This is a genomic window from Streptococcus oralis (assembly GCF_023110435.1).
Taxonomy (GTDB): Bacteria; Bacillota; Bacilli; order Lactobacillales; family Streptococcaceae; genus Streptococcus; species Streptococcus oralis_CF.
Genome location: NZ_JALDWB010000001.1, coordinates 356765 through 377518, shown reverse-complemented (window position 1 = coordinate 377518; position 20754 = coordinate 356765). Strand labels below are relative to the sequence as shown.

Annotated in this window: 22 protein-coding genes; 1 reads left to right on the top strand and 21 read right to left on the bottom strand. The window is 42.9% G+C overall.

The features are described 5' to 3' along the window. Nucleotides 1-53: 53 nt before the first annotated feature. The 10 genes from alaS to budA all read right to left on the bottom strand — a co-directional run bounded on the left by alaS (nt 54) and on the right by budA (nt 10287). On the bottom strand, nt 54-2672 hold the full coding sequence (gene alaS / locus M1F97_RS01935; protein WP_247944010.1) for an alanine--tRNA ligase: 2619 nt from the start codon (nt 2670-2672) through the stop codon (nt 54-56). 21 nt (nt 2673-2693) lie between these two features. Next, complete coding sequence (locus M1F97_RS01930) at nt 2694-3179, bottom strand: LURP-one-related/scramblase family protein (RefSeq protein ID WP_247944009.1); 486 nt, start codon at nt 3177-3179, stop codon at nt 2694-2696. 254 nt (nt 3180-3433) lie between these two features. Continuing rightward, the gene (locus M1F97_RS01925) at nt 3434-3685 is read right to left on the bottom strand and encodes a hypothetical protein (protein ID WP_139658777.1); all 252 of its coding nucleotides are present in this window, start codon (nt 3683-3685) and stop codon (nt 3434-3436) included. 149 nt (nt 3686-3834) lie between these two features. Next, nucleotides 3835-4905: an ABC transporter substrate-binding protein gene (locus M1F97_RS01920; protein WP_247944008.1), complete on the bottom strand. Its 1071-nt coding sequence runs from the start codon at nt 4903-4905 to the stop codon at nt 3835-3837. Beyond that, on the bottom strand, nt 4902-5675 hold the full coding sequence (locus M1F97_RS01915) for an ABC transporter permease (protein ID WP_125837537.1): 774 nt from the start codon (nt 5673-5675) through the stop codon (nt 4902-4904). Before M1F97_RS01915 ends, M1F97_RS01920 begins: the two co-directional genes overlap by 4 nt. Further along, nucleotides 5672-6478, bottom strand: a complete 807-nt coding sequence (locus M1F97_RS01910; protein ID WP_000754120.1) for an ABC transporter permease — start codon at nt 6476-6478, stop codon at nt 5672-5674. Before M1F97_RS01910 ends, M1F97_RS01915 begins: the two co-directional genes overlap by 4 nt. Continuing rightward, complete coding sequence (locus M1F97_RS01905; protein WP_000742901.1) at nt 6459-7616, bottom strand: ABC transporter ATP-binding protein; 1158 nt, start codon at nt 7614-7616, stop codon at nt 6459-6461. Before M1F97_RS01905 ends, M1F97_RS01910 begins: the two co-directional genes overlap by 20 nt. A gap of 158 nt (nt 7617-7774) precedes the next feature. Then, nucleotides 7775-8680, bottom strand: a complete 906-nt coding sequence (murB, locus tag M1F97_RS01900) for a UDP-N-acetylmuramate dehydrogenase (RefSeq protein ID WP_247944007.1) — start codon at nt 8678-8680, stop codon at nt 7775-7777. 110 nt (nt 8681-8790) lie between these two features. Next, a complete protein-coding gene (locus M1F97_RS01895; protein WP_247944006.1) occupies nt 8791-9546 on the bottom strand; it encodes a YhfC family intramembrane metalloprotease in 756 nt (251 codons plus the stop codon). Between the two features lie 9 nt (nt 9547-9555). Further along, nucleotides 9556-10287, bottom strand: a complete 732-nt coding sequence (gene budA, locus M1F97_RS01890; RefSeq protein WP_084944670.1) for an acetolactate decarboxylase — start codon at nt 10285-10287, stop codon at nt 9556-9558. Between the two features lie 145 nt (nt 10288-10432). Between budA and M1F97_RS01885 the strand changes: the two genes are divergently transcribed. Next, complete coding sequence (locus M1F97_RS01885; protein ID WP_247944005.1) at nt 10433-11704, top strand: PLP-dependent aminotransferase family protein; 1272 nt, start codon at nt 10433-10435, stop codon at nt 11702-11704. Between the two features lie 19 nt (nt 11705-11723). On the opposite strand, the gene M1F97_RS01880 is transcribed toward M1F97_RS01885, so the two are convergent. The 11 genes from M1F97_RS01880 to M1F97_RS01830 all read right to left on the bottom strand — a co-directional run bounded on the left by M1F97_RS01880 (nt 11724) and on the right by M1F97_RS01830 (nt 20579). Beyond that, entirely contained in the window at nt 11724-12539 is an 816-nt protein-coding gene (locus tag M1F97_RS01880) for an ABC transporter substrate-binding protein (protein WP_247944004.1), read from the bottom strand. 158 nt (nt 12540-12697) lie between these two features. After that, nucleotides 12698-13351 carry a phosphate signaling complex protein PhoU gene (phoU, locus tag M1F97_RS01875; protein WP_000946468.1) on the bottom strand — a complete coding sequence of 218 codons (654 nt, stop codon included), beginning with the start codon at nt 13349-13351 and terminating at the stop codon, nt 12698-12700. A gap of 11 nt (nt 13352-13362) precedes the next feature. Then, nucleotides 13363-14121 carry a phosphate ABC transporter ATP-binding protein PstB gene (pstB, locus tag M1F97_RS01870; protein ID WP_084975002.1) on the bottom strand — a complete coding sequence of 253 codons (759 nt, stop codon included), beginning with the start codon at nt 14119-14121 and terminating at the stop codon, nt 13363-13365. Between the two features lie 12 nt (nt 14122-14133). Next, nucleotides 14134-14937 (bottom strand): phosphate ABC transporter ATP-binding protein PstB, encoded by an 804-nt coding sequence (gene pstB, locus M1F97_RS01865; protein WP_000049847.1) that lies wholly within the window; start codon nt 14935-14937, stop codon nt 14134-14136. A gap of 10 nt (nt 14938-14947) precedes the next feature. After that, a complete protein-coding gene (gene pstA, locus M1F97_RS01860; RefSeq protein ID WP_000543055.1) occupies nt 14948-15832 on the bottom strand; it encodes a phosphate ABC transporter permease PstA in 885 nt (294 codons plus the stop codon). Next, complete coding sequence (gene pstC, locus M1F97_RS01855) at nt 15822-16739, bottom strand: phosphate ABC transporter permease subunit PstC (RefSeq protein WP_001070951.1); 918 nt, start codon at nt 16737-16739, stop codon at nt 15822-15824. The genes pstA and pstC overlap by 11 nt, the downstream gene beginning before the upstream one ends. Continuing rightward, nucleotides 16739-17617 carry a phosphate ABC transporter substrate-binding protein PstS gene (locus M1F97_RS01850; RefSeq protein ID WP_247944003.1) on the bottom strand — a complete coding sequence of 293 codons (879 nt, stop codon included), beginning with the start codon at nt 17615-17617 and terminating at the stop codon, nt 16739-16741. Before M1F97_RS01850 ends, pstC begins: the two co-directional genes overlap by 1 nt. Nucleotides 17618-17830: 213 nt before the next feature. Beyond that, on the bottom strand, nt 17831-19135 hold the full coding sequence (locus M1F97_RS01845) for an RsmF rRNA methyltransferase first C-terminal domain-containing protein (protein WP_247944002.1): 1305 nt from the start codon (nt 19133-19135) through the stop codon (nt 17831-17833). Then, the gene (locus M1F97_RS01840) at nt 19136-19909 is read right to left on the bottom strand and encodes an inositol monophosphatase family protein (RefSeq protein WP_169446287.1); all 774 of its coding nucleotides are present in this window, start codon (nt 19907-19909) and stop codon (nt 19136-19138) included. Beyond that, complete coding sequence (locus M1F97_RS01835) at nt 19899-20177, bottom strand: UPF0223 family protein (RefSeq protein ID WP_093585762.1); 279 nt, start codon at nt 20175-20177, stop codon at nt 19899-19901. The genes M1F97_RS01840 and M1F97_RS01835 overlap by 11 nt, the downstream gene beginning before the upstream one ends. Further along, nucleotides 20178-20579 carry a Spx/MgsR family RNA polymerase-binding regulatory protein gene (locus tag M1F97_RS01830; protein WP_004246303.1) on the bottom strand — a complete coding sequence of 134 codons (402 nt, stop codon included), beginning with the start codon at nt 20577-20579 and terminating at the stop codon, nt 20178-20180. It lies immediately after the preceding gene. Nucleotides 20580-20754 lie beyond the last annotated feature (175 nt).

Below are 20754 nucleotides of genomic sequence, written 5' to 3'. Positions count from 1 at the left end.
GGCTTTTTTGTATTTAGAAAAAGACCTACCCAAATGGATAGATCTTTGCTTAATTACAATTTACCTGCTACGGCATCCAGCAAGTCTTGGATTTTAGCTTGGTTGCTCCCTCCTGCCATGGCCATGTCTGGTTTTCCACCACCACGTCCATCGACGATTGGAGCCAATTCTTTGACAAGGTTTCCTGCATGTACATCTTTTGACTTGCTAGCTACAAGGATATTGACCTTGTCACCAATAGCTGCGACAAGAACAAGCACATCAGAGTAGTCTTTTTGTTTCCAGTTATCCGCAAAGGTGCGAAGGGCACCTGCATCGGATACAGAAACTTGACTAGCAATGTAACGGTGTCCGCTAACTTCCTTAACATCCTTGAAGATGTCGCCTGCGGCTGCAGCTGCGGCTTTTTCCTTCAATTCTGCATTTTCTTTTTGGAGTTGACGGAGTTGCTCTTGAAGACCTTCAACCTTGTGAGGTACTTCCTTGAGTTGAGGTGCTTTCAAGGTTGCGGCGACAGCTTTAAGAGCGTCTTCTTGTTCACGGTAGGCTTCAAAGGCTTCCTTACCAGTCACTGCTAAGATGCGACGAGTTCCTGATCCGATCCCTTCTTCTTTGACAATCTTGAAGAGGCCAATTTCAGAAGTGTTGCCAACGTGGGTACCACCACAAAGCTCAACAGAATAGTCGCCGATGGTTACAACACGGACTTCCTTACCGTATTTCTCACCAAAGAGGGCCATAGCTCCCATTTCTTTGGCTGTATCGATATCTGTCTCAACAGTTTCCACTGCGATCGCTTCCCAGATTTTCTCATTGACCTGTTGTTCAATGGCGCGCAACTCTTCAGGAGTTACGGCTTGGAAGTGTGTGAAGTCAAAACGAAGGAATTCAACTTCGTTAAGGGATCCTGCTTGTGTCGCATGGTTTCCAAGGATATTGTGAAGGGCTGCATGGAGCAAGTGAGTTGCTGTATGGTTTTTCATGACACGGTGACGACGATTGGTGTCGATGGCCAATGTGTATTCTTGGTTCAAAGTTAAAGGAGCAAGAACTTCAACGGTGTGCAATGCTTGTCCGTTTGGCGCTTTTTGAACATCTGTCACAGTAGCCACAAGGTTTCCTGTAGCATCCAAGATTTGACCGTGGTCAGCTACTTGTCCACCCATTTCAGCGTAGAATGGTGTTTCCGCAAAGATCAGAGAGGCAGTTCCTTCTGAAACAGCTTCAACTTCAGCATTGTCAGCTACAATAGCCACCAGCTTAGAAGGCAATTGACTGGCATTGTAGTTGAAGACACTTTCCACTGTAATGTTTTGGAGTGTTTCGTTTTGCATTCCCATTGAGCCGCCTTTGACAGCTGACGCACGTGCACGTTCTTGCTGCTCTTTCATGGCTGCTTCAAAACCTTCACGGTCGACAGTCATACCTGCTTCTTCAGCGATTTCTTCTGTCAATTCAACTGGGAATCCGTATGTATCGTAAAGTTTAAAGACATCTTGACCTGCAATGACAGATTGACCTTTTTCTTTCAAGTCTGCTACGATACCTTGAGCAAAGTGTTGACCTGAGTGAAGGGTACGAGCAAATGACTCTTCTTCGCTCTTAACGATTTTTTCGATAAAGTCACGTTTTTCAAGCACTTCTGGGTAGTAGCTTTCCATGATTTTTCCAACAGTTGGAACGAGTTTGTAAAGGAAAGGCTCATTGATACCCAATTTTTGACCATGCATGGAAGCACGACGGAGAAGACGACGAAGGACATAGCCACGACCTTCATTTCCTGGAAGGGCACCATCCCCAATGGCGAATGAAAGGGAACGGATGTGGTCAGCGATGACCTTAAAGCTCATATTGTCGCCATCTTGGTCATAGACCTTACCAGACAATTTCTCAACTTCACGAATGATCGGCATGAAGAGGTCAGTTTCAAAGTTAGTCTTAGCCCCTTGGATAACTGCCACTAAACGCTCCAAACCAGCGCCCGTATCAATGTTCTTGTGTGGCAATTCCTTGTACTCGCTACGAGGAACAGCAGGGTCGGCGTTAAATTGTGACAATACAATGTTCCAGATTTCGATGTAACGGTCGTTTTCGATATCTTCTGCAAGAAGGCGAATACCGATATTTTCTGGGTCAAAAGCTTCTCCACGGTCAAAGAAAATCTCTGTATCTGGTCCAGAAGGTCCCGCACCAATTTCCCAGAAGTTGTCCTCGATTGGGATCAAGTGGCTTGGATCTACTCCCACTTCAATCCAACGGTTGTAAGAATCTTTATCTTCTGGATAGTAGGTCATGTAGAGTTTTTCAGCTGGGAAATCAAACCATTCTGGGCTTGTCAAGAGTTCATAAGCCCAAGTGATAGCTTCATCACGGAAATAATCACCGATAGAAAAGTTCCCCAACATTTCAAACATGGTATGGTGGCGAGCCGTTTTTCCGACATTTTCGATGTCGTTGGTACGGATAGCTTTTTGGGCATTGGTGATACGTGGATTTTCAGGGATAATGGTCCCGTCAAAGTATTTCTTAAGGGTTGCTACCCCAGAGTTAATCCACAAAAGAGTTGGGTCATTTACAGGAACCAAGCTGACTGATGGTTCTACAGAGTGGCCTTTGCTTGCCCAGAAATCAAGCCACATTTGGCGAACTTGAGCACTAGATAGTTGTTTCATAATATCTCCTTATTTACTTGTTTAATTTGATTGGCTTTCTAGCATCTCCACATAGTCAATCGCGACACAGAGGGAAATGACCAGGTCTGCATAAGAATCTTCATAGACGGTTACGGTGTAGGTTGAGGTCAAATGGAAAATCTCTTTTCGAATCTCGGCAATCACTTGGTCGCGGTCATCCAGCAATTTGAAATTCAAATCCCAGATATTGCCCTCGATACGAAGCCCGAGATCATCAAACTCATACTTATCTCGAAAGAAGGTCAACTTCTTACGAATGACGAAATTGGAACCGTTTCGTAACTGGATAGTAAAGCGAGGAAGCAAGGTGAAAAATTCTTTACTAATCTCACTGACTTGCTCACCATAGGCGTCATAGATAGTAAAGGTCTTAGGAATTTGAAAGAAAGAGCCCTCTATCTGATAGTTTACTACTCCTCTATCATCTTTGATATCGAAGCGTTCGCCTCCAAGACGAAACTTTTGTTTCACGAGAAATGTCTTCATAAACACCTCCAAAAATCAAAAGACAAGTCCATATCACGAAGGGCGAAAAACCGCGGTACCACCTTCATTCAATGAACTTGTCATTCTCTTATTCTTATGCAATTGTGTGATTGAGTAGCATGATTTCCTAGCTTAGATGGCTCGCAGCACCGCCATTTCTCTGGACTAAGACAACTGAAAATCAATTCTCAACTCTCTTATTATATCGTTTTTGGAGGAGTTCGTCAACTGGAAATCATTCCCTACATCCCTGATTACTTTTTCAGTATATATTTTTTCTTACTGCCATTTTTCTTTTTATCCCAACTTTTATTCCAAGTTTTTGAATTGCTAAAGATAGCTATGAAAACATTTGCAAATATAAAGTAACCTATCACCAAATATATGGAATCCGTTGTTAGATATTGCCGATCCAAGCCATCCTTTAAATGAAATAGTATAATTGTTTCGTTAACAATTAAAAAGGTTGGCCAGTAACTTTTTTTGAAAAAAGTAGACATTTTCATGATTTGTTACCGCTTTCTATTCGTATAAACTTAGTATACTACTAGACAAGCAAATAAGCAACTAGAATAGAAAAAGATAAGGCTGTAAAAGTTAACTTCTATTAAGAAAACGAACCAGCTTAACTGATTCGTTTCATAACTGCTAACTCCTACTTCCGATACATTTTAAACTGTAGGAAGAGGTCACTATATTTTCCTGTCCATTTATGGTCAAACTTCTCATAAACTTCTAGGTTTTTCATGGTGTCAGCGTCTGGATAGAAGGACTTGTCTTCTTTGGTCTCCTCTGGGAGCAGTTCCTTGGCTGTGTTATTTGGTGTTGCATAGCCGACATACTCAGCATTTTTCAGAGCATTGTCGGGTTTCAACATAAAGTTGATAAAGGCGTAGGCTGCATCTTGGTTTTTCACAGTTTTTGGAATGACCATGTTGTCAAACCAGAGATTGCTGGCCTCAGTCGGAACAACATACTTGAGGTTAGAATTTTTCTCCAACATCTGGCTGGCTTCCCCAGAGAAGGTGACACCGATAGCAGCATTGTTCTGAATCATGTAACCTTTCATCTCGTCCGCCACAATGGCCTTGATATTTGGAGTCAGTTTATATAGTTTGTCTACTGTCTCTTCCAACTGCTGAGGATCCTTTGAGTTGAGACTGTAACCCAGCGAGTTAAGCCCGAGTCCCAGCACCTCACGCGCCCCATCAAAGAGCATGATGGAGTTCTTATACTCTGGTTTCCAGAGGTCATCCCAATGCTCAGGTGCCTCATCTACCATAGTTTCGTTGTAGACAATTCCCAAAGTCCCCCAGAAATATGGAATAGAGTACTGGTTATTTGGGTCAAAAGACTGGTTGAGGAACTCTGGACCAATATTTTCAATCCCCTCAATCTTAGAATAATCAAGAGGAACCAAGAGATCCTCATCCTTCATCTTGTTGATCATGTATTCACTCGGAATGGCAATATCGTAGGTTGTTCCCCCTTGCTTAATCTTGGTATACATGGCTTCGTTGGAATCAAAGGTCTCGTACTGGACTTGGATCCCTGTTTCTTCTGTGAATTTCTCCAATAGTTCGGGATCGATATAGTCTCCCCAGTTGTAGATAACCAATTTTTGACTATCTCGACTGTTGATTTTACTATCTAGATGATGAGCAATTCCCCACAAAACAAGGATAATTGCTGCAATTCCTGCTAAAAATGAATAGAGTTTTTTCATGCTTGCTCCTCCTTCTCACGTGAGATAAAGTAATAACCTACAACTAGGATAATACTAAAGAGAAAGACAAGGGCAGACAGGGCATTGATTTCTAGCGAAATCCCCTTCCGAGCACGAGAGTAAATCTCGACTGACAGGGTTGAAAAGCCATTTCCCGTTACAAAGAAGGTCACGGCAAAGTCATCCAGCGAATAGGTAAAGGCCATGAAATAACCTGCAATGATAGACGGAGTCAGGTACGGAAGCATGATTTCCTTGAACATTTGGAACTGACTAGCCCCAAGGTCATAAGCCGCGTGAATCATATCGCCGTTCATTTCCTTAAGGCGAGGTAGAACCATCAAGACCACAATAGGAATCGAGAAGGCCACGTGACTAGATAGAACCGTCAAAAAGCCAAGTGAAAACTTAAGCTGTGTAAAAAGAATCAAGAAGCTGGCACCAATCATAACATCAGGCGCAACCATGAGGATATTATTGAGTGATAAAAAGGCTTCTTGGTATTTCTTACGAGACTGGTAAATATAGATAGCACCAAAAGTCCCGATAATGGTTGCAATCAAGGCTGATAAAAAGGCCAATAAGAAGGTTTGGGTGAGGATCAACATGAGACGACCATCACCAAACATGGTTTTAAAATGGCTCAAGCTAAAACCAGTAAAGCTGTTCATATCATCCCCTGCGTTAAAGGCATAGCCAATCAAGTAAAAAATTGGCAAATAAAGGATGATAAAGACAAAGGCTAGGTAGAGATTGGCAAATTTTTTCATCGTTCTCTCCTTTCCTTGGTCACCCACATGGTGATGAACATGGTCAGGATGAGGATCACACCGATGGTAGAACCCATTCCATAGTTGTCATTGGTCAGGAAGTTTTGCTCAATGGCTGTCCCCAAGGTAATAACACGGTTCCCACCAATCAAACGTGTCAGCATGAAGAGGCTCAAGCTAGGGATAAAGACCGACTGAACCCCGCTTCTCACTCCATTCATCGATAAAGGGAAGATGACATGGCGGAAGGTCTCCCACTTGGTCGCACCGAGGTCATAACTGGCATTGATAAGATTGTTATCCATATCGTCCAAGACATTGAAAATCGGCAAAATCATAAAGGGAAGCTCGATGTAGCTTGCGACAAAGATAAAGGAGAAATCAGTAAAGAGCAACTGCTGCGAACCGATTCCGATAAATTCCAAGAATTGGTTAATAGAACCATTCTGACCAAAAATCCCGATAAAGGCATAGGCCTTGAGGAGCAGGTTAATCCATGTCGGTAGGATAATCAGCATGAGCCAGAGTTGACGGTGCTTGAGACGAGTCAAAAAGAGGGCTGTTGGATAGCTGATGAGAAGCGTCACCATGGTTACAATCCCAGCATAGAGCACAGAGTTGAAGCTCATTTTGAGATAGGTCAGATTTTGTGACGCAAAGTAGGATTTATAGTTTTCTAAACTAAACTGCCCTTCAATGTTGAAAAAGGATTGACCGAAAATCAAGACCAAGGGTGCGAGAACAAAGAGGGCAATCCAAAGCATGTAGGGCACTACAAAGAGTTTAGAGGTTGTTTTCTTCATCTCTTTCCTCCTCGATCGCGTTAATCAGACCTGCTTCTTGCTCTTCGATTTCTACGTACTCCTCGATACGAGCATCGAATTCTTCTTCGGTTTCGTTGAGACGCATGATGTGGATGTCTTCTGGTTCAAAGTCCAGACCGATTTCCTCACCAACGATGGCCTTACGGGTCGAGTGAATCATCCATTCATTTCCGAGCTCGTCATAGGCAATGATCTCATAGTGAACCCCACGGAAAAGCTGGGTATCAACCTTAACTTGGAGCTTGCCTTCTTCAGGAAGAGTAATACGCAAGTCCTCTGGACGAATGACAACCTCAACAGGCTCATTTGGCTTCATCCCCCCGTCGACCGCTTCGAAGCGTTTACCATTAAACTCAACCAAGTAGTCCTCAATCATAGTTCCTGGCAAGATGTTGGACTCGCCGATAAAGGTGGCAACAAAGTGGTTGATCGGCTCATCATAGATGTCCACAGGCGTTCCGGACTGAACAATCTCGCCATCGTTCATAACGAAAATCCAATCACTCATGGCAAGAGCTTCTTCCTGATCGTGAGTGACAAAGACAAAGGTAATCCCCAATCGTTGTTGCAATTCACGCAGTTCATACTGCATGTCTGTTCGCAATTTCAAGTCCAGCGCTGACAAGGGCTCATCCAGCAAGACCACACGGGGTTGGTTGATGATGGCACGAGCAATGGCCACACGCTGGCGTTGTCCTCCAGAAAGTTTGCGGATGGAACGTTTTTCATAACCTTCCAACTGAACCATCTTGAGAACTTCCGCTACTCGTTGCTCGATTTCTTTCTTGTCAATCTTACGCAAGCGAAGCGGAAAGGCAACATTTTCAAACACATTCATGTGTGGAAACAAGGCATAGGATTGGAATACGGTATGGACGTCTCGCTTGTTGGTCGGGATGTCGTTGATCCGCACCCCATCCAACAAAATATCTCCTGTCGTCGCATCCAGTAAACCTGCAATGATGTTCAGGATAGTTGATTTCCCAGAACCAGATGCGCCTAAAAGAGTGTAAAACTTTCCTTCTTCCAACTCAAAGTTAATGTCTTTGAGAACCTTGGTGTTGCTGTCTTCAAAAACTTTAGAGACGTTTTTGAATTCGATAATTGGTTTTTTCAATTGGCATAAATTCCTTCTTTTTCATAAATTAACAGATCAGGGCTCTGTCAAGCCGCTACTACCTCTTGCAGGGAGTAAAACCACCTGCATACATCTTCGCTACCGATAGGCTTTCACCCCCTTTCCATTGACATAGCAGCAGCTATTCTGGCGAAACCTTACTCCTTCTCACCTAAAATTCGAACTTCTCTCTCAAGGGTGACACCTGAGTGTTCCTTGACTTTTTCAATAACAGATTGGATCAAGTCCTCGTAGTCTTTGGCCGTACCGTCAGCAACATTGATCATGAAACCAGCGTGCTTTTCAGACACTTCAACACCACCGATACGATAGCCTTTCAAACCAGCTTCTGAAATCAACTGACCTGCAAAATGCCCCACTGGACGCTTAAAGACTGAACCACATGATGGGTATTCTAAAGGTTGTTTGAGTTCGCGAAGGTGAGTCAAGCGATCCATTTCCTGCTTGATGACCTGGTGATTTCCTGGAGCAAGGGCAAATTTAGCCGACAAGACAATGGCCCCAGAATCCTGAATAGCTGAATGGCGGTAACCAAAAGCCAAGTCCTTGGCTGACAAGGTCTCGATTTTCCCTTCCTTGGTCAGAATCTTACAAGACTGCAAGATGTGAGCAATCTCTCCTCCATAGGCACCCGCATTCATAAAGACAGCTCCCCCGATGCTCCCTGGAATACCGCAAGCAAACTCAAAACCAGTCAAACTATGACGAAGTGCAATACGTGTTGTCTCGATCAAATTAGCACCCGCTTCTGCCTCAATGGTATAACCATCAACTGAAACGTTATTAAGCTTATCGCACAAGATGACAAAACCACGGACTCCACCTTCACGAACGATGATATTGCTGGCATTTCCTAGCACCATCCAAGGAATATTCTCTTGATTGGCAAATTGGACGACACGCGCCATCTCATAGCGATTGCGTGGCAAAACTAGATAATCCGCTCGACCTCCGACCTTGGTATAGGTATAGGTCTTCAAGGGTTCCTTGAAACGAATATCGATTCCTTCTAATTGTTCTTGTATTTTAGTTACGAATGTCATATCTCTCATCCTTTTGTAAAGTCATTTCATTATACCATTTTTAAGGGCTTTTGACGACAGGAAAATTCTTGGTGTCAAAGCATTGCGTAAAAAAAGAGGTTTCCCTCTTTTTATGATGATTTTTTCCAAAATGTAGATTTTGTTAGCCAGATAAAGACTAAAAGTTCTACGAGAAGAATAAACTCAACTAGAAGTGGATTTGCAATCCATCCTACTTGAGATAAAGCTGGAGCCAAGTCAAACAAGGCATGCAAACCATAGGCAGCAACTAGGTAGATCCATTTCTTTTGGCTAACACTTTGGTAAACCCAGATGGAAAGACCAATTTGGAGAACTAGGGCAAGCACACGCTCAACTCCTAGTAAATAAACCTGCCATACAGAAAGAGACTGAACCGTTTCGAGGGTAGCCTTTGGAAGGAGATTGGCTACATCAGTATTTGAAGTCTGGATGAGTGAAAAGAGAATCAAAAGACTGATCAAGCTTCCCATTCCGAGATAGAGCATCTCCAAGCCCCCATGTCCCAGACCATAAGCCAAAGCATCTCGATCTTCTAGACATCTCTTTTTCTCCAACCATTTAAAAAAGACAAGACGAGCTGTTTCCTCAAAGAGGGCCGCCACGGCAATTCCATAAAGGACGTATAAAAAAGGATGCTCCTGCATGAGCGGAATGGTTCCATCTTTTTGCGGATGGAGTATCAGAAGATGAACAATCTTCTCTAGCACTTGAGAAGAAACAAAAAATGCGATTGCCCCCAAGCCCATCACTGCAAGAGAGATCTTAAAGCGTTTTTTTGCGTACCAAGTCCCACCTACTAGGACTAAAACCAAAGCGATCATGGTAAGGATAATATGTAGTGTCATCTTTTTCTCCTATTCTGACTTATCAATGTCTTTCTTCATCTCGTCAACGTTAAATTTGGCAAATAAATACTGGCGATCTTGGACTGGAAAACGTTGGTCCAACTGGTCGACTGCTCCAACCTCGATCATTCCTTCTTTGATAACAAAGTCCATCACATGCCCACCAAAGGTCAAATCGTCTGAGATAAAATGCAGATGGTAGCCTGCAACACTGACCCCATGGAAAATCTCCGGTGTCCAAAATCCAACAATGGTTCCTGAAATATTTTCACGGCTATATTCAGGCTGATGGGTGGCAACCTCAGCAAACTTGGTGTCTGTTGTTGACTTGGGAATCATACGTACATGCATGTGAGCGAATTCCCCATGAATCTTGATGGAACGAAAAAGATTCTCACCATCATAGTAGGACTCAATCCGCTTTTCCAATTCCTTGTCCGTCATCTCAAAGCGCTGGCGGAAAATCACTTCTGCCTGATGGGGGACCACTGCTGCATATGGGATAAGGGCATCAGGTGCGACTTCTACAATTTCAGGTTGTTCCCCTGAACCTTTGGCTTGATAAGCCTTGCCATCAAGGACAATCAACTCCCCATCAATTGAATCCAAGGTTCCCAAGCCGAGGTCACCATGTTCCAGCAATTCTCCTACTGTCATGGTTCCACCATAGAGACCTGCCATTAGGGCACCTAGAGTATTGTATTGAAATAATTTTACCGGTTCCTGCACTTTTCTATCCATTCTCTTTCTTATCTTCTTTTCAATGAATCATCATACTTTCTAAGTATACCACATTTGCTCCTAGTTGTGAAAGGGAGAAATGCTTTTCCCATTGCAAAGGAGGCAAAAAAAAGGTACAATGTAACAAAATCAAGGGAGGTCTGGAATGAAGAAAGAAAGTAAATACCAAGCAGTCGTTTCCTTTCTCAAAAAGGGTATCGAATCAGGAAAATTCCCAACTGGTAGCCGGCTTCCCCCTATCCGTCAACTGAGTCTGGACTTTCATTGTAGCAAGGACACTGTCCAAAGAGCCCTGCTGGAATTACGCCATGAACAATACCTCTATGCCAAGCCCCAGAGTGGCTACTATGTTCTGGAGCAAGGACAGCACCAAGACTTAGAAATCGAAGTCACTGATGAACATGCCAGTGCTTATGACGACTTCAGACTCTGCGTCAATGAAACCCTGATAGGCCGAGAAAACTACCTCTTCAACTACTATGACAACCAAGAAGGCCTTGAGGAACTGAGACAATCTGTCCATCAACTCCTCTTTGACCAGGCTCTCTACTGCAAACCAGATCAACTGGTTCTAACATCTGGCACCCAGCAAGCTCTCTTTATCCTTTCTCAGATTAACTTTCCGAGCGAGGGAGCTGAGATTTTGGTCGAACAGCCGACCTACCACCGGATGAATCGCCTCTTGGTCGCTCAAGGATTAGCCTACCAGACCATTGAACGCCGTATTGATGGCATTGACCTTGAAGAACTGGAAAAACAATTCAAATCTGGGAAAATCAAGTTTTTCTATACCATTCCTCGTTTCCACTACCCTCTTGGCCATTCCTATTCTGATCAGGAAAAGAGGGCCATTCTGGATCTAGCAAACCAGTATGGAGTATACGTCGTCGAGGATGACTATCTAGGAGATTTAGACCCGAGAAAAAGCCAGACCTTCCACTATCTGGATACAGAGGATCGCGTCATTTATATCAAGTCCTTCTCAACCAGTCTCTTTCCAGCCCTTCGTATTACCGCTCTCATTCTCCCAAATGCTCTAAAAGAGGCCTTTGTTTCCTACAAAAATATCCTGGATTATGACAGTAATCTCATCATGCAAAAGGCACTCTCTCTTTACATCGACAGTCAGTTATTTGAAAAAAATCGACTGGCCAGACTGACCCTTCAAGAGAACTATCAGACTCGGATAAAGGAAGTACTTGAAAAAAATACCTGTCCCTTGCCCTACTATCCTCTACATGATGGCCTTCTCCTTGATTTGAGACACTATCCTAAAATCGCCAGTTTAAAGCATAGCTCACTCAAACTAGACTTTTTTGAGAAGGCTTATTTGGATGCTTGCCCTTATCAGTTCGCCAAAGTCTCTCTCGAAAATCTAGAAAAGCTATTAGAATACATAAAAGCAGAGTTAGATTAAAGTCCAACTCTGCTTTTTCTTATTGTTCAACTTCTGTTAGTTTCGCTGCTTTTTCAAGATAAGTTTGATAAGTTCCTTCATCTTTTAGTTTTTGGATAACCTTATCTACTACTGCTTTCAAGTCTGATTGATCCTTCTTGATAGCAACGGCATTGGCTTCGCCATCTTTCATTGTCAAGTTAACAGATGCAACGACAAGGTCTGAGTTTTTACCTGCGTAACTAAGAGCCACTGGTTCATCCATATGAACAGCATCCACTTTTCCAGCCTGCAATTCATTGACTGCTTCACCCATATTGGTCAAGGATGTCAATTGGGCATTTGGTAATTGTTCCTTGACCATGGTTTCTGGAACGGTTCCCTTTTGAGCTGCGATATTGGCACTTGCGAGGCTTGTAAGATCCTTGTATTTGTCTAAATCGGCTTTTCTAACCAAGAAGCTCATTTTGTTTTCATAGTAAGGGATTGAAAAGTCAAAGACTTCCTTTCTCTCATCTGTAGCACTAATACCAGCAATAGCTAAGTCAGCCTTTCCAGTTTGAAGACTGGTCAAGACATTGTCAAAACTCATGCTAGAGATTTCAAGTTTAACTCCAAGTTCATCCGCAATCGCTTGAGCCATATCAATATCAGCACCAACCACTTGGTTTTTACCATCTACCAAGGCTTGGAATTCAAATGGCGCATAGTCTGGGCTGGTCGCAACAACTAGCTTCCCTTTTTGTTTGATAGCTTCCACAGCAGACTGGGAACTATCCGTACTTGATTGACAAGCTACTAAAATCATGCTGGCCAGCATGCTACACACAACTAATATCCATTTCTTGATTTTCATAAATAAACGACCTTTCTGTCATTTCTGAATAATTATAACTTATTTGAAAATACTTGTCAACATTTTCAGAATTTTCATTTCAAAAAAATTCCTTTTTATTCAAAAATAAAGACTAATCTGAGTTGATTAGCCTTTTTAGTGCATATTTAATCCATTTCTTAGAGTTCGACGATTTTACCTGTTTCAAAGTAAACAACCCATTCACAGATATTTTTTGCGTAGTCTCCGATACGTTCCAAGAAGGAAATGACCTGGAAGTAATCACGGCCTGTAACGATAGCTTCAGGATTTTTCTTGATTTCCTCTGTAGCTAAATCACGGATGCTATCAAAGTAATGGTTGATTTTTTCGTCCATCGCCGCTACTTCATATGCTTGGTCCACAGAGCCGTTCAGGTAGAGATCTAGAGCTGCTTCAACGAAGTTTTTTACATCGCGTCCCATCTTTTTGATTTCTTCTTCAACGGAAGGGATACGTTGCTCCCCTTTCATACGAATGGTCGCCTCAGCGATAGACACTGCATGATCTCCCATGCGTTCCACGTCTGACACTGCCTTGAGAACGGTCAAGACGGTACGAAGGTCTTGCGAAACAGGTTGCTGGAGGGCAATCATTTCAAATGATTTCTTTTCCAACTTCACTTCATACTCATTTACTTCTGCATCGTCTTCGATGACTTCTTTTGCCAAATCACGGTCATGCGTAACAAAGGCACGCACTGTACGATTGATCTGCGAAAGCACTTCTTGTCCCATGGCATAGAACTGGTTGTGCAATTTCTCCAAATCTTCTTCAAATTGTGATCGTAACATCATTCAACTCCTTATCCAAATTTTCCTGTAATATAATCTTCTGTTTCCTTGTTTTGAGGGGAAAGGAACATCTTCTTCGTATCGTTAAACTCAATCAAATCTCCATCTAGGAAAAAGCCAGTCTTATCAGAGATACGAGAAGCCTGCTGCATGGAACGCGTTACCAAGAGCATGGTGTATTTGTCTTTTAGACCATACAAGGTTTCTTCAATCTTACCAGCCGAGATAGGATCCAAAGCTGAAGTTGGTTCGTCCAAGAGGATGATTTTAGGGCTGGTTGCTAAGACACGAGCAACACAAACACGTTGTTGTTGTCCACCTGAGAGACCAATGGCCGAATCATGCAAACGATCCTTGACTTCATCCCAGATAGAAGCACGTTGCAAGGCCTTTTCTACTGCTTCATCAAGGACCTGTTTATCCTTGACTCCATTGATACGTAGTCCATAAACAACATTTTCGTAGATAGACATAGGGAAGGGATTGGGCTGTTGGAAAACCATGCCGATTTCCTTACGCAATTCAACCGTATCGGTGCGAGGACTGTAGATATTGTGACCATTATAGACCACTGATCCAGTTGTTGTCACCTCAGGGTTTAAATCTCCCATGCGGTTGATGGCCTTGAGAAGAGTTGACTTCCCTGAACCAGATGGACCAATCAAGGCTGTTATTTCCTTGGGTTGGAAAGAAAGGGAAACACTATTCAAGGCCTTCTTTTTATTGTAATAAACGGACAGGTCTGACACCTGTAAAATCGGTTCTGTCATACTGCTTCCTTTCTAACCAAAGTGTCCCGTTACATAGTCATTGGTAGACTGTAGCTTGGCATTTTGGAAAATATTGGATGTCTTATCATACTCGATCAAATCACCCAAGTAGAAAAATCCTGTGTAGTCACTTGCACGCGCAGCCTGCTGCATACTGTGGGTAACGATGATGATGGTAAAATCCTTCTTCAATTCCAGCATTGTTTCTTCCAGCTGGGCTGTCGCAATCGGATCCAAGGCTGAAGCAGGCTCATCCATCAAGAGGATATCTGGCTTGACAGAGATGGCACGAGCGATACAGAGACGTTGTTGCTGACCACCAGAAAGCATCAAGGCTGATTTGTGGAGGTCGTCTTTGACCTGATCCCAAAGGGCAGCCTGTCTTAGAGAGGTTTCTACAATTTCATCAAGGACTTTCTTGTCCTTAACACCTGCACGTTCATGAGCAAAAGTGATGTTGCGGTAAATAGACTTGGCAAATGGATTTGGCCGTTGGAAGACCATTCCAATATGCTTGCGCATCTCATAGACATTGATTTCAGGACGGTTGACATCAATACCTTGGTAGAGGATTTGCCCTGTTACCTTGGCAATGTCAATGGTATCATTCATGCGATTGAGACTGCGAAGATAAGTAGATTTCCCAGATCCTGATGGACCAATCAAGGCCGTTATTTTATTTTTTTCAAATTGCATATCGATGCCCTTGATGGATTCATTTTTACCATAATAAACATGTAAATCCTTGGTTGAGAGGGCCACTTTTTCTTCAGGGAAGGTGATGATATGCTTTTCATCCCAGTTATATTTTGACATGGCTTCTCCTTTAGGCAGCGGTTAATTTCTTGTGTAAATAGCTTCCGAGTTTGCGAGCTCCAAAGTTAAAGATTAGGATAAAGATGAGGAGCACCGCGGCAGAACCAGCTGATACGATGGTAGCATCAGGAATGGTTCCTTCACTGTTGACCTTCCAAATGTGGACAGCCAAGGTTTCTGCTTGACGGAAGATTGAGATAGGGCTGGTAACACTAAGGATATTCCAGTTAGACCAGTCAAGGGCTGGTGCAGACTGCCCTGCCGTATAGATAAGAGCGGCGGCCTCACCAAAGATACGGCCAGATGCCAAGACAACACCAGTCACAATTCCTGGAAGAGCTTCAGGAATGACGACATGGACCACAGTCTCCCAACGTGAAATTCCAAGAGCCAGACCAGCCTCACGTTGTGTATGGTGAACGTGTTTTAAACTGTCCTCAACATTTCGAGTCATCTGAGGGAGGTTAAAGACCGTCAAGGCCAAGGCACCTGAAATGATTGAAAATCCATACTCAAACTGGACTACAAAGATCAAGTAACCAAAGAGACCTACAACGACTGATGGAAGAGAAGATAAAATCTCAATACAGGTACGAATAAAATTGGTCACAGGTCCTTTTTTGGCATACTCAGCTAGGAAAACACCTGCTCCCATAGACAGGGGAACAGAAATGATCAAGGTAATGACCAAAAGGAAGAAGGAATTATAGAGCTGAATCCCGATACCCCCACCTGCTTGATAAGAGGAGGATTTTCCAGTCAAGAAGGACCAAGAGATATGAGGTAACCCTCGAACCAGGATATAGAGAATCAAGGACGCCAAGATGGTCACGATGATACCTGCGATGGTATAGAGGACAGCTGTAGCAAGTTTATCTAATTTCTTAGCGTGCATAGTTTTTCTTTCCTCTTTCTTTCGTAATCAATTTAATGACACTGTTAAAGGCTAAACTCATCAAGAGAAGGACCAAGGCTAGTGACCAGAGAACATTATTATCAACCGTTCCCATGACGGTATTCCCAATTCCCATAGTCAATACAGATGTCAAAGTCGCAGCTGGTGTTGTTAGTGAGGTTGGGATAACTGCTGAGTTTCCGACAACCATCTGAATAGCAAGGGCTTCACCAAAAGCACGCGCCATCCCAAAGACCACTGCAGTGAAAATACCTGAACGTGCTGCTTTCAAGGTCACACGCCAGATGGTTTGCCAACGAGTGGCTCCCATGGCCAAACTGGCTTCACGGTAATGACGAGGAACAGCACGCAAGCTGTCTGTTGTCATAAAGGTTACAGTTGGTAGGATCATGACAAAGAGAACGAAAATTCCTGACAAGATCCCAAAACCAGTTCCACCAAAGACGCTACGAACAAAAGGCACCACAACTTGCAAACCGATAAATCCATAGACGACTGAAGGAATACCGACGAGAAGTTCAATGGCAGGTTGCAAAATCTTTGCACCCTTTGGTGATACTTCTGTCATAAAGACTGCAGCTCCGATAGCGAAGGGTGTTGCAATCAGGGCAGATAAAATCGTCACAATAAAGGAGCCCAAAATCATCGGAAGGGCACCAAATTGTTTCCCTGAAGGATTCCAAGTTTGTCCAAAGAGGAAATCAAAGATGTTGACCCCATTGACAAAGAAGGTCGACAAGCCTTTTTGAGCTACAAAAATCAAAATCATGGCCACAATGATGACAATCAAAGAAAGGCAGGTGAAGGTCAAACCTTTACCAAACTTCTCAAGGCGAGAGTTCTTTGAAGGAGAGAGTAATTTTTTAGATAGTTCTTCTTGATTCATTATTGACCTCCTTCTACTGCTGTAACGGTACCTGAAGCATCCTTTTGGACTTTCATTTCATTGATAGAGATATAGCCCATGCCCTTAACAATTCCATTTTGGGCTTCATCTGAGAGGACGAAATTCAGGAATTCAGTAGCTAACTCATTAGGCTGACCAAGTGTGTACATATGTTCATAAGACCACAAAGGCCAGTTGTTGGTCGTTACATTCTCAGATGTAGGTTCATACCCATTCAGTTTCATGCTTTTCACGGAATTATCTACATAGGCAAAAGCCAGGTAAGAAATGGCTCCAGGGGTTTGGGATACAATCGACTTGACCATCCCGTTAGAATCCTGTTCTTGGCTCTGCATTGCCGCTTGGCCATTCATTACGATATTATCAAACGTCGCTCGTGAACCAGAACTTGCTGCTCGGTTGATGATTGAAATCGCCAGGTCTTTGCCCCCAACTTCTTTCCAGTTGGTCACTTCACCAGTAAAGATTTTGCGAAGTTGCTCGGTTGTGAGATTTTCAACATCTACTTCCTTGTTCACAATCACTGCAAGACCAGCCACTGCAACCTTGTGGTCTACTAGAGCCGAAGCATCGATTCCTTCTTTTTCCTCTGCAAAAACGTCAGAGTTCCCGATGTCTACAGCTCCAGACTGGACTTGGGAAAGTCCTGTACCCGATCCACCACCTTGAACGTTGACTGTTTTTCCGATATTTTTTGAACCAAATTCGTCTGCTGCGGCTTCAACCAAAGGCTGAAGAGCAGTTGATCCGACGGCTGTCATGGTTTCTCCACGATCAATCCAGCTTGCACATCCTGCTAGAGAACCTGCCAGCAAAAGAGTCGCAAGAGATAGGACGAGCTTTTTTCTTTTTTTCACTATTTTTCTCCTTGAACATAATGATGAATGCTCTGATTTCTTTCTGTTCCTATCATATCAATCAGTGATGATAAGATTTGGTTTACGATTTATAGACTGGAAGCCCCATTGAGGACCAGTCAATTCATCACATAATATAAGTAAAAATGAAAGACTATCAGAAAAAACTCATACTTCCAATATAACATAGAATAGATTCTTTGACTAGCTTTTTCACTTGAATCTGAGCCCTTTTGGATAATAATTTTTCAAAACATTTCCCGTTACCTTGGCAAAGCCTAATCCGTTTCCTTGAACCACAACTTGATACCATCCATTTGGTAGACTTTCAGCTAGCTGAACTGTTTCCCCAGCCACATATTTTACAAAGTCCTCATCCTCGATTTCTACCCTTTGTTTCACCTGACTTGGTTTTAAGGCCAATCCCAGAGCAAAGCTTGGTTCGAAGCGTTTCTTCTTAAAAGTACCCAGATGAAGTCCATTTCGGGCAATTTTGAGTTTCCCTAGATTGGGTAGCATCTCTGACAAGAGATAAAGTTGGTCTCCAAAAGTTTGTAGTACGCCAGTTAGCGATATTTTTAGATGTTTTTGGGCAAATTCTTGCCATAAGTTCTGCTGTTCGCGACTGAGATTGGTCTTGCTGGCCTTGAATTTGGGTGCTGGATTTTCTCCCTTAAACTGCAGGTGGGCTACAAACTGGCCTTCTCCCTTGAAATGATGAGGGTACATTCGAGCCGTTTCAGGAAGATCAATTCCTGCTACCATACCGTTCACATGCTCGACTGGAAGCAATTCAAAATCATAAGTATCAAGCAACCAGTGGACGATTTCTTCATTTTCCTCAGGTGACCAAGTACAGGTCGAGTAGACCAGACGGCCACCTTCTGCAAGCATGGTGACTGCATCTTCTAGAATTTCCCTTTGGAGACTAGCACATTGACTAGGATAATCTGTACTCCAATAATCCATGGCATCTGGCTGTTTACGGAACATCCCTTCACCCGAGCAAGGTGCATCAAGGACTATCACATCAAAATAGCCTTTAAAGACTTTGGCCAAACGGTCCGCAGACTCATTGGTCACGACAACGTTTGTAGCTCCAAACCGCTCCATATTTTCCACTAAAATCTTAGCCCGCTTGTTTGAAATTTCGTTGGAAACAAGGACTCCCTGATTAGCCAGATAGGCTGCCAATTGAGTGGATTTCCCACCTGGCGCTGCCGCCAAGTCCAAGACCTTCATACCAGGAAGGGGCTGAGCTACCTGGGCCACCATTTGGGCTGCAGGCTCTTGCGAATAAACGAAACCTGTCACATGCTCTGGAGACTTTCCAGAGACCTTACCATAATGTCCCCAAGGTGTATTTGGAATAGCATCCGCAAACGACAGCTGACTTTCTTTTAAGGGATTAACCCGAAAAGCCGAAACCGCTTCCTGTTTAAAAGAGGCAAGAAAATCTCTTGCCTCATCTTCTAGTATCGCTTCATATTTTTCAACAAATCCTTCTGGAAATTGCATTTAGTTTTCTTTCCTTTCATAAATATAGGACTGAATCTCTTCTTGCATTTCGATTGGCACCATCATGACAGGCTGACGCGTTTTAAAATCGGCAGCTTCACCTGATACCGTAAGAAGACGATAACCCAGACTGTCTCCTAGGATACTTGCAGCAGCGTAATCCCAAGGTTGCAAATAGGTGATATAAGTCAGCAGACGACCTGATAAAACCTTGGCAAAACTAATGGCCGCACTACCATAGACACGGACTCCCAACGCTGCTCGGCCCAAATCAGCCAAGCCCCACTCATTGGTTTCAAACATAGCTGAGTTACCAGCAACTAAAAATTCTTGAAGAGGTTTCTTTTTAAAAGTCGGTAAGGGATCATTATTACGACATGGAGGAAAGGCACCGCCACCATGGTAACAATCGCCTTTCATGACATCATAGATGATACCAAATTTGCCCACACCATTCTCAAAATAAGCCAACATAACAGCAAAATCTTCCTGCTGAGCGACAAAGTTATTGGTACCGTCAATGGGATCAATCACCCAAACGGAACCTTGACCGACCGCAGCACGCAAACAGCCCTCTTCTGCACAAATCAAGTCTTCTGGATAAGATGCTAAAATTCTCTGAACTAAGAGATCCTGAACTTCCTTATCCAAACGCGTCACCAAGTCTGTAGGGGAAGACTTTCGCTCGACCTGCAAATCTTCTTGCATGTGGGCCAAAATATAGTCAGCAGCTTCCTGCACAATCTGTTTGGCAAATTCAAATTTAGTTTCCAAGAGAAATCTTCCCTTCCCCTTTTTCCTTGGCAGCCTGAACTGCTCGGTAAAGCGAATAGCCACTAACTGTTTCAAATTCTCGTCCCAAACGTTTCTCTTCACTCTTGCTTGGCACAACCAATTTGAATTCCTTGTAAGACTCTAGCAGTTTTTTAGCTTCAACCTTATCTTCATAGGCAGCTTCAACATCATTAAAAAAAGAAAGCACTGAAGCAAGTTCTTCAGTGCTCCACGACAAATCTAGTGGGTAACTATACTGTTTGTTCATCTATCCAATACCAGCTCTCAATGTTGCTTCTTTTAGTTCTTGTTTACGGTAACTACGAGGGAGAAAAGCACGAATCTCATCTTCATTAAAACCGATCTGCATGCGTTTGGTATCAATAATAATTGGGCGACGCAAAAGACTAGGATATTGCTCAATCAACTGAAGCAACTCCGATACCGAAATACTCTCTACATCAATATCTAATTTTTGGAAAATTTTTGAACGAGTTGAAATGATGTCATCAGTACCATTTTCGGTCAAGGAAAGAATGTGTTGCAATTCTTTTCTTGTTAAAGGACTGGTCATAATATTGTGCTCCTCAAAAGGAACTTTATGCGTCTCTAACCAGGCCTTTGCCTTACGACATGATGTACAGCTCGGTGATAAAAATAGTGTAATCATGCTTTTCTCTTCTTTATCTATACTTTGCTATTCTTATTATACAAAAAAATAAAGCGCTTGACTAGCAATTTCTAGAAAAAAGCCTATTTTTTTCTAGAAAAATAGACTGTATGCGAACGAATTACTCAATTCCAATGAAGTTAATTCACTCCTCGTAAGAATTTTTAACTTCATC

Coding starts and splice junctions, on each gene's coding strand:
- alaS (WP_247944010.1), bottom strand. CDS start 2,672: ATGAAACAACTATCTAGTGCTCAAGTTCGCCAAATGTGGCTTGATTTC.
- M1F97_RS01930 (WP_247944009.1), bottom strand. CDS start 3,179: ATGAAGACATTTCTCGTGAAACAAAAGTTTCGTCTTGGAGGCGAACGC.
- M1F97_RS01925 (WP_139658777.1), bottom strand. CDS start 3,685: ATGAAAATGTCTACTTTTTTCAAAAAAAGTTACTGGCCAACCTTTTTA.
- M1F97_RS01920 (WP_247944008.1), bottom strand. CDS start 4,905: ATGAAAAAACTCTATTCATTTTTAGCAGGAATTGCAGCAATTATCCTT.
- M1F97_RS01915 (WP_125837537.1), bottom strand. CDS start 5,675: ATGAAAAAATTTGCCAATCTCTACCTAGCCTTTGTCTTTATCATCCTT.
- M1F97_RS01910 (WP_000754120.1), bottom strand. CDS start 6,478: ATGAAGAAAACAACCTCTAAACTCTTTGTAGTGCCCTACATGCTTTGG.
- murB (WP_247944007.1), bottom strand. CDS start 8,680: ATGACATTCGTAACTAAAATACAAGAACAATTAGAAGGAATCGATATT.
- M1F97_RS01895 (WP_247944006.1), bottom strand. CDS start 9,546: ATGACACTACATATTATCCTTACCATGATCGCTTTGGTTTTAGTCCTA.
- budA (WP_084944670.1), bottom strand. CDS start 10,287: ATGGATAGAAAAGTGCAGGAACCGGTAAAATTATTTCAATACAATACT.
- M1F97_RS01885 (WP_247944005.1), top strand. CDS start 10,433: ATGAAGAAAGAAAGTAAATACCAAGCAGTCGTTTCCTTTCTCAAAAAG.
- M1F97_RS01880 (WP_247944004.1), bottom strand. CDS start 12,539: ATGAAAATCAAGAAATGGATATTAGTTGTGTGTAGCATGCTGGCCAGC.
- phoU (WP_000946468.1), bottom strand. CDS start 13,351: ATGTTACGATCACAATTTGAAGAAGATTTGGAGAAATTGCACAACCAG.
- pstB (WP_084975002.1), bottom strand. CDS start 14,121: ATGACAGAACCGATTTTACAGGTGTCAGACCTGTCCGTTTATTACAAT.
- pstB (WP_000049847.1), bottom strand. CDS start 14,937: ATGTCAAAATATAACTGGGATGAAAAGCATATCATCACCTTCCCTGAA.
- pstA (WP_000543055.1), bottom strand. CDS start 15,832: ATGCACGCTAAGAAATTAGATAAACTTGCTACAGCTGTCCTCTATACC.
- pstC (WP_001070951.1), bottom strand. CDS start 16,739: ATGAATCAAGAAGAACTATCTAAAAAATTACTCTCTCCTTCAAAGAAC.
- M1F97_RS01845 (WP_247944002.1), bottom strand. CDS start 19,135: ATGCAATTTCCAGAAGGATTTGTTGAAAAATATGAAGCGATACTAGAA.
- M1F97_RS01835 (WP_093585762.1), bottom strand. CDS start 20,177: ATGAACAAACAGTATAGTTACCCACTAGATTTGTCGTGGAGCACTGAA.
- M1F97_RS01830 (WP_004246303.1), bottom strand. CDS start 20,579: ATGATTACACTATTTTTATCACCGAGCTGTACATCATGTCGTAAGGCA.